Source organism: Streptomyces sp. NPDC037301 (assembly GCF_055602785.1).
Genome location: NZ_JBVJWD010000134.1, coordinates 1 through 4,662 on the forward strand (window position 1 = coordinate 1; position 4,662 = coordinate 4,662).

The following is a 4,662-nucleotide window of genomic DNA, read 5'->3' on the forward strand; positions in this document are numbered from 1 at the left end:
TCGCTGGTGTACTGGATCCTCCTGGGTGGCAGGGCGTTGCCGGACTCCGGGATCAGCGCTCCGATCACGCCGAGGGCCGCTCCCCTCAGCCGGTGGGCGGCGCGCATCAGGCTAAGCATGGGCAGCGACAGCAGCGCGATGTGCTCCAGCGGACCGATCATGGCAATGGCGGGGCGGGAGTTGTCCCGGTAGGGCAGGTCCGTCACCCTGCTTCAGTCGCTTCGCAACCTCCGTTGGCCATCCCGGATCGGCCACGAGAACGACGACGAGCCGCGGCCGCTGGGGGTGAACAGGCGGCGCTGGGGGTGCGGTCATCGATTGCCCTGTAAGCGAGGGTGCCGGTTTGTGAGTGCAGGTCGGCCCGGGGTCGCACGCCCGCCGAGCGCAGCGCAGCCAGGAGGCGGCGGCGCGGCCGACGCGACCCGGCAGGGCGTTCCGGCTAAGCTCACACCCGTGACGTGGCTGCGGGCCCTCGGGGAGGTCGTGCGATCCGGGCTCACGATCGAGGAGACGCGGCTGGAGCCCCTGCTCGCGCTGCGCACGGCTGCTGGGCTGGCGATCGTCATCGGGCCGGCGCTGTGGCTGGTCTCCCCTGCGTACGCCGCGTCCGCCGCCCTCGGTGCCTACTCCGCAGGTGGGGCCACTTTCCAGCGCACCTGGCGTCCACGCAAGGTGATCGCGCTCGGCGCGGGCGCGGGTCTGGCGCTCAGCACCTTCGTGGGCTACCTGGCGGCGGGGCGACTCGTGACGTTCCTCCCACTGCTGGCCGTATGGGCCTTTGTCGCGGGGATGGCATGGGCCGTCGGATCGACCGCTGGGATCGTCGCAGCGACGACGGTCGGCAGCATGCTGGTGACCATCACCCTGCCCACGAGCGTCGGGCGAGCCCTGGAGCACGCCGGGGTCATCGCGCTCGGAGGCGTGGCGCAGGCCGTGCTGATCTTGCTGTTCCCGATCCGCCGTTGGGGGGCGCATCGTGACGCGCTTGCCGACGCCCTGGCCGCCGTGGCGGACTACTCCCGCCGGCTGCGGCACGACCCGACCGCCCCGTTCGAACCGGAGCCGTTGATGACGGCCCGGGACGCGGCCGCCGTGACGCCATCACAGGCCCGAACCCGTTCCCCCGTCCTCCACGGCCCCCGGGGCCTCGCCGAGCGCATTCGGCCGGTCGTCGCCGCGCTCGCCGACCCGGACGTCGGCGCCCCGGCGGAGGGACCCGGGCGGGACCGCGCGCGGGAGTTGCTCGACGCAGCCGCCGACGTCGTGGACGCGGCCGCCCGTTCGATCCGCCGCGGCACTCCCGCCGAGGTGCCGCCCGGGAGCACGGACGTCCTGCGCGTCGACGAGGAGCACGAAGTGCTGGAGGGGCCCGCGCGGCAGGCTGCCAAGCGGCTCGTGGAACTGCTCGGCGAGGCGTTGGAGATCGCCGGGAGCGGTGGCGCGTGCGGGAAGGCGCCCACGCCGCCCGGCCCCGCGGGCGCCCAGTTCCTGGTGCGCCCGACAATGTTCCGGCTGGTCCCGGTCGTCGTCCGGGCGGTCCGCCGTGAGTTCCGCCGGGACTCGCCCGTGTTCCGGCACGCCGTCCGCCTGGCGGCGGTGGCCACGCTCGGCTATCTGATCGCCGCCCGGCTCCCCCTGGGCCACGGCTACTGGGCGCCCATTGCCTCGGTGATGGTGATGCGGCCGGACTTCCACCGGACGTACGCGCGTGCGGTGGCCCGTCTCGCCGGGACCCTGGCGGGGGTCGCGCTTGCCACCGGGATGGTGCGGGCCCTGGGCCCGGACGCCCATGTGTTCGGCGCGCTGGCGGTGGTCTCGGCGGGCCTGTCGTACACGCTGATCCGTACCGGCTACGCCTACTCCCAGTGCTTCACTGCCGCGTACGTCGTCTTCCTGCTCGGCATGGGCGGCCAGGCATGGGAGCAGACGGTCCCGGAGCGGGTGGTGCTCACCCTGCTCGGCGGGGCCCTGGCAATGCTGGCGTACGTGGTGTTCCCCGCATGGGAGACGCCCCGGCTGCCGGGCCGGCTTGCGGACTGGCTCGCCGCCAACGGCCGCTACGCGGCCGCGGTGCTCCGCAGCTACGCCGAACCGACCCGGGAGCATCGCGCCGACATGCGCAGGGCCCTGCTGGCGAGCAGGGAGGCACGTGCCGCCTGGCAGGAGGCATATGACCGGGCAAGGCAGGAACCGGTCCGCCCCAGGGGTCTGACGTCGCGCGAGGCGGAGGAGGCGCAGGAGGCGCTCAAGGGGTTCGGCCGGGCGGCGATGCTCATGGAGAGCCTGGAGAGCCATGTCCCGCGGGCCGACAGCCGTTTCGTCCCCGAGGCGGAGCGGTTCGCCGAGGCCCTGGAGGCGGACACCGAGCAGGCGGCAGTCGACGTGCGCGAGCACAGGAATCCGGACTGGGGGCGCGTGGAGGAGGCGCTCCACGCGTGGGAGGGCGCCGCCGGGGACCGGAACCCGGTGGTGCGGCGCGAGGCGGAAGTGCAGAAGCGGGCCTTGGAGGACCTCGCGACAGCCGTGAGCCGCACCCCCCTGGAACGGGACGTCGGCTCCGCTCGCGAGGAGCAGCGGGTGCGGGCGGCCGTGGCGGCGGAAGGTGACGGATCAGGACCCGCGCACCGGGGTGGGTGACGGCTCCGGCGACGGGGTGCGCCGCACCTCCTGGAGCGGGAAGTAGTCTCCCGGCCGCGTCGAGCGCCGCCACACGTACGCCGCTGTCGCCATCACGAGGATCAACCCCGCCAGGATGAGCAGTTCGATCCCCTCGACGTTCCACCGGAAGGACTTCTCCGCCTCGGCCGTCACGATGAGCACCTTGCGGATGCCGGCAACAAGGCCGACGACGAGGAACGGCTCCGCGTCGAGGGTCTGGTTCCTGATGGTGAGGCGGACGGTGTGGAGCAGCTCGGCCACGATGAACAGCACAAGGCCGTTGTCCAGGGCGGAGATAACGACCGTCTCCTCGCGGTACGGCCCCTGGATCGACCTGATGACGTCGTGGACGACCCCGACGGTCAGGAGCCCCGCGAGCAGTACGAGGAGCGCCGCGACGACGAGGTGGATGCCGTCCTCGATGAGCTGCAAGAGGCCCTGTACCCGGCCGCCCTCGATCTTCGGGAGATTGGGTCGCATAGTCAGCATGCTAGGGGTGCCCCGGCCCGCAGGCGCGGCGTGTTGCCGAACGGGTGGACAAGCGGATCCCTCCCTGTGGTGGCAGCCCTGGGAAGGGGCGAGGCGCGACATCACCGAGGCCCACCCGGCGGCAGGACAAGGGTGTATGAGGCAGCCCGACGCGGACACGAACGGCAGGAACCTGCGGTTCGTCCTGGTCGCCGACCCGGGCCTGCCCTCCGAGATGGCCCGGGACCTCGCCCCCCGCTTGCCGGAGAATCTGCGCCGCCGCATCGCCAGGGGCATCCGCTGGCAGGCGGACACCGTGACGGCGCCCCTGGTGGCGGACGAGCAGGTCGACGTGTCCGACGTGGCCGAAATCGTCGGCACCCGTCTGGAGGACGGCGACTGGGACATCGGCGTCTTCCTCACCGACCTGCCGAGCCGGATGGAGCGCAACCCGGTCAGCACCGAGGTCGAACCTGAGCACAGGGTCGCACTGATCTCACTGCTCGCCCTCGGCTCCCGGCGTCTGCGGCGCCGGGAGTGGCAGGCGGTGGTCGGCGTCGTCAGGCAACAGGCCGCGCAGGACGAAGAGCCGCTGGCCCGTCTTCGGCCGTCCGGCACCCGGGGAGGACGAGGTCTCGCGTGGGTGGGCTTCGTGGACGCGCTCGATGCGCAGGGTCTGTGATTCGTGGATCGCGTGGGTGGTGTCGTTGGACCAGGTGCGTTCCCTAATCAAGTCAAGTTCAGCGTGTTGAAGGCCGATCTTCACCGAACTCGCCCTGCGGTGGGAGACGGACGGCCGTCTCGTGCCGGGCCGGCCGGATGAGGAGTGGGCGATCCTTGCCCGCCGTCATCCCTGGCCTGGTTGCTGACCGCGCGGTGCGGGCGCCGCGCTCCTGGGCTGCCGCCAGCCCGGCAGCCCGTCACATCCACACCTGCCCCGCCCCCACCGCGTCCCAGCTCGCGGGGCAGCACGAAGCCCTGGTCCCGGGCGGACAAGGGCTTCGATTGACGGCCAGGAAGGGCGGAACGGGTATCTGCGGCCCCGGCGCCCGCGGCACGAGTCCCGTGGGGTCTTTGCAACCCGTGTACGCGTCACCGTGACGAACGCGCCCGGCGCCGGATGGACACGGCGCGCTCAGGCGGCTCTACCGTCTTGATCGGGTTGATCGAGCCATTCGTAGGGTTGGGTCGCCCAGGGGTGCTGGGTGTGGCTATCAGGCGGCTGCCGTCTCGTGGCTTTCCTCGCTTCGCCGCCCGGCACCCCACGACGACTCGGCCGCCGATTAGGAAGTGCGAACAAGTCGCTGAGTAGAGCAATGCCGGCGAGGTCGTCCGTGGTACGAACTGAACGAACACGCACGTCAGGAGCATGATGAGCCGGATATGGGTGGGGATTGACAGTGGCAAGGGCCACCATCACGGCCTCGCGCTGGACGCCGATGGCAAGACCCTGCTGTCGCGGCGGGTGGCCAACGACGAGCCCGAGCTGCTGAAGCTGATCGGCGACGTCCTGGGCCTGGCCGACGACCGTCAGGT

Annotated in this window: 5 protein-coding genes; 3 read left to right on the plus strand and 2 right to left on the minus strand. The window is 71.9% G+C overall.

Features of this window, described 5'->3' with window-relative positions; all coding sequences use genetic code 11:
- Nucleotides 1–206: hypothetical protein (locus ACZ7IB_RS48725; RefSeq protein ID WP_470921782.1), on the minus strand; the 206-nt coding region annotated here is incomplete at its 3' end.
- A gap of 247 nt (nucleotides 207–453) precedes the next feature.
- On the opposite strand from ACZ7IB_RS48725, the gene ACZ7IB_RS48730 reads away from it, so the two are divergent.
- Entirely contained in the window at nucleotides 454–2,637 is a 2,184-nt protein-coding gene (locus ACZ7IB_RS48730; RefSeq protein WP_470921784.1) for an FUSC family protein, read from the plus strand.
- On the opposite strand, the gene ACZ7IB_RS48735 is transcribed toward ACZ7IB_RS48730, so the two are convergent.
- Complete coding sequence (locus ACZ7IB_RS48735) at nucleotides 2,611–3,138, minus strand: phosphate-starvation-inducible PsiE family protein (protein ID WP_470921786.1); 528 nt, start codon at nucleotides 3,136–3,138, stop codon at nucleotides 2,611–2,613. The genes ACZ7IB_RS48730 and ACZ7IB_RS48735 overlap by 27 nt on opposite strands.
- Nucleotides 3,139–3,283: 145 nt before the next feature.
- On the opposite strand from ACZ7IB_RS48735, the gene ACZ7IB_RS48740 reads away from it, so the two are divergent.
- Both ACZ7IB_RS48740 and ACZ7IB_RS48745 read left to right on the plus strand, forming a co-directional pair.
- The gene (locus ACZ7IB_RS48740) at nucleotides 3,284–3,808 is read left to right on the plus strand and encodes a hypothetical protein (RefSeq protein ID WP_470921788.1); all 525 of its coding nucleotides are present in this window, start codon (nucleotides 3,284–3,286) and stop codon (nucleotides 3,806–3,808) included.
- 690 nt (nucleotides 3,809–4,498) lie between these two features.
- On the plus strand, nucleotides 4,499–4,662 hold a 164-nt coding region (locus ACZ7IB_RS48745; protein ID WP_470921789.1), incomplete at its 3' end, for an IS110 family transposase.

Coding starts and splice junctions, on each gene's coding strand:
- ACZ7IB_RS48740 (WP_470921788.1), top strand. CDS start 3,284: ATGAGGCAGCCCGACGCGGACACGAACGGCAGGAACCTGCGGTTCGTC.
- ACZ7IB_RS48735 (WP_470921786.1), bottom strand. CDS start 3,138: ATGCGACCCAATCTCCCGAAGATCGAGGGCGGCCGGGTACAGGGCCTC.